Consider the following 2,784-nt stretch of genomic DNA (forward strand, 5'->3'; position numbering starts at 1 on the left):
GAAGGAGGGTGATAATATCGTTAAACTTCATGGAGGAGACCCGTATTTTTATGTCTGTTGTTCTAATGATCTTCACATGGGGTTGATAGCCATCTTCCCCTTGAAACTTTGAGTTTCCCCTCATTTGGGTCAAGGTGTCATATTCCCCATGGGGGTCAAGGATCAGCACCGCTGCCCGATTTTTGGGGGACAGCAATTCCTCCACCAACACACCTGCGGTATAGGATTTTCCTGACCCTGTCCCTGCAAGGATGGCCACATGGGTACTCACCAGTTCTTTGACATCAAGGGCAATGGGAACCGCACCCTCCTCGCGCAACAAGAGCGACCCGATATGAGCGGCCCCCGGCATCTCTGGCTTTTTCTTGTTGAGGACATCCTGTAGCAGTTGATCTTCCGCTAAATAGACCTTGGCACCGGGCAGGGGCAGCCGCCGCAAATTATTAAAGCCAAAGACCTTATGAAATTCGCCGATAACTTCTACGGTCATCTCATAGAGTTCCGACGGTTCACAGGTAAAACCAATGAGAGCAGCCACAGCACCAGGATTCAGTTCGTGATCGGCAAACATCCGATCCGGCAGATGCTCAATCAGACGGCAGCCAGTAATTTTACCCAAGACTTGGCGAACAGCACCATCATGGGAGTTTGAGGTTGCACTGGGGGAGTGGCTCAGCTCGTAATAGACAAATTCACCGATTCGCACCGGCTGGATATCAGGAGTAATAAAGACGTATTCGTTACCGCTGTCGCCAGGGCCTTTGACAATGCCGACAATATGACGATGACGCGAGGAATGATGACTGTTCATGGCACAGGATGGGCTCCCCAACCAAGATTGCAGTGTAGCTAACCCCAATCCTACGCGATTTTCCAATCCAGATACTGAAAGGTGCCTATTCCTCAGGTACTAGCGGTGGCCCACTGGGCGCAGGAATCAAAAAGGCAACAATAGCACCTAAGGCAAAACCGGCAACATTGCGCAGAACGGGTAGCCATTCTTGGGTGCGCACCAAAACAGGACCAAGGCCAAAGGCAAAGAACAGCATCCCCCACAGCGGCGAAAAGAGGAGAATCCATTTCCAAGCCACTTTTGCATCGGCACGGCGGGGACGAGCCACAAATCCCAAAATGATGCCGCCAAAGATCGAGGTGGCGAGGGTAAGGAGCCATTGCTCTTGGGGCAATCCCGGCACAGCACGACAGCCTCCCTGGGCAAGGCAGGTTTCAATGGCATGGAGAGATTGTAGAATGGCCTGATCTTCGCCGTTGTCGCGGACAAAGTATTGGTTGCCAAAGCGGGTTTGCAATTCGACCCAAAAGGTGCGCTGGAGGACGCGGTAGGCAGTGTCACCAACATTGAAGTTCAAGAGATTGCCGCCCCGCGTGTCGGCCACTAGCAGAATACTGCGATCGTCTAAGTCCCAAAAATCTCGCACTGCCAAGCCGGGGGTGCGATCGTACTGGGTGAGGACGCGCAATTTCCAGCCCGTCTGTGCTTCAAATTCTGCCAGTTCGCTGTCAAGGTGTTCTTTTTGAACGGGTGTCAGAATCTGTGCTAAGTCAACGACATTGGTAGGCTCAGCGGGCAACAACTCTGGATTGTTGAAGCTATGGGCAGGAGCGATCGCCCCCAACCAGCAGAAGCTAATAAGCACCACGACCAAGCCAATTTGGCAAAACCAGCGCCGAAGTTGTTGAGGCATCGTAATAAAAATTTACAAACGCGATATCTTTTTTAATTATCTTAAGGGCAGACTGTGGAACATGGCAATCAGCCTTGCCCCCGTTTCAGGAAATAATGCAGTATTTGTTCAAACTCCCCCCATCTTTAGATTGTCTTAGATTGTCATTGCTGCCCTGCCCGCCTAAGTTTCCCCTGCACTTTTCAGTGGCACAGGAATAGGACGCTGAGAAAGGCCCACTAAATTCTGGATAGACCTACATGACTGGGTTGGAGATAATAAATCCTCAAGTTGCTGAGCAAGTCTCAGCCAGATGATCGACCAGTGCTTTCTGTTTCATGGTTTGAAAAGTATTGTCAAAACCATTGGCACCAGAAGGAGCCAAGCTCATATCCAGCCCAGTTTGTCGAATGAAATCAGGCTTTAACTGGATGATTTCTGCGGGAGCCAACCCGTTTAATCCTTCGACCAACAGCGCCAGTAATCCCGTGGTTAGTTGCGAGTCGGAGTCGCCCTCAAAAAAACACCTTTCCCTGCTGCAAACTGGCAGTCAGATACACCTGAGACACACAGCCGGGGACCTTATTTTCTGCTTGCTCATGGGGAAACACTGGTAGGCGCTTGGCAAACGAAAGCAAATATTCATAGCGCCGCTTCGGTTCCGCCATCTACTGGCAGCGCTGGACAATCCGCTCAAGGGAGTCAGGCAAGGGTTGGGAGGCGGTCAGCATGTCGCGATCGCGGCGTAAGTCGTGTAGTGAAAATAATAATTATTCTTACTATACAAAAAGCAGAGGAACTGCTGGAGGTCCTCTGCTATATCCATAGCATTAGCGCGGGGGACTGCTACAGAGCTAATAGATTGGCGGACGGCTGGCTAAATAATTGGGCAAACTGCCGGGCTGGGCGATCGCGCCAACCACCTTTGCCATAGGCATACCCCGCAATCAGAGGGAAGGCAATCGTTGCTTCCGAAAAAACCATCTGCTCAACATTCTTGTTCACCTTGCCCCAGGAATGGGCCTCCCGCAAGGTTGAACCAGACAGCGCCCCATCGCGTTCATCGGCAACTGTCACCTGAATCGCGTACTTGTGCATC

3 protein-coding genes and 1 pseudogene are annotated in these 2,784 nt (G+C 51.3%); all 4 read right to left on the bottom strand.

From position 1 onward, the window contains the following. Positions 1-811, bottom strand: an 811-nt coding sequence (locus tag H8Q75_RS11390) for a DUF87 domain-containing protein (protein WP_297041816.1), incomplete at its 3' end; no start/stop codon positions are given. Positions 812-896: 85 nt separating this feature from the next. Further along, the gene (locus H8Q75_RS11395; protein WP_024124479.1) at positions 897-1,706 is read right to left on the bottom strand and encodes a TPM domain-containing protein; all 810 of its coding nucleotides are present in this window, start codon (positions 1,704-1,706) and stop codon (positions 897-899) included. Positions 1,707-1,971: 265 nt separating this feature from the next. Then, positions 1,972-2,353: pseudogene (locus tag H8Q75_RS12010) on the bottom strand (SufE family protein). 178 nt (positions 2,354-2,531) lie between these two features. Beyond that, on the bottom strand, positions 2,532-2,784 hold a 253-nt coding region (locus tag H8Q75_RS11410), incomplete at its 5' end, for a deoxyhypusine synthase family protein (protein WP_297041825.1).

This window comes from Thermosynechococcus sp. OHK43 (assembly GCF_014466085.1).
In the GTDB taxonomy this organism is placed as follows: Bacteria; Cyanobacteriota; Cyanobacteriia; order Thermosynechococcales; family Thermosynechococcaceae; genus Thermosynechococcus.

Excerpts from the sequence above, each read along its gene's own strand:
- H8Q75_RS11395 (WP_024124479.1), bottom strand. The coding sequence starts at position 1,706 with ATGCCTCAACAACTTCGGCGCTGGTTTTGCCAAATTGGCTTGGTCGTG.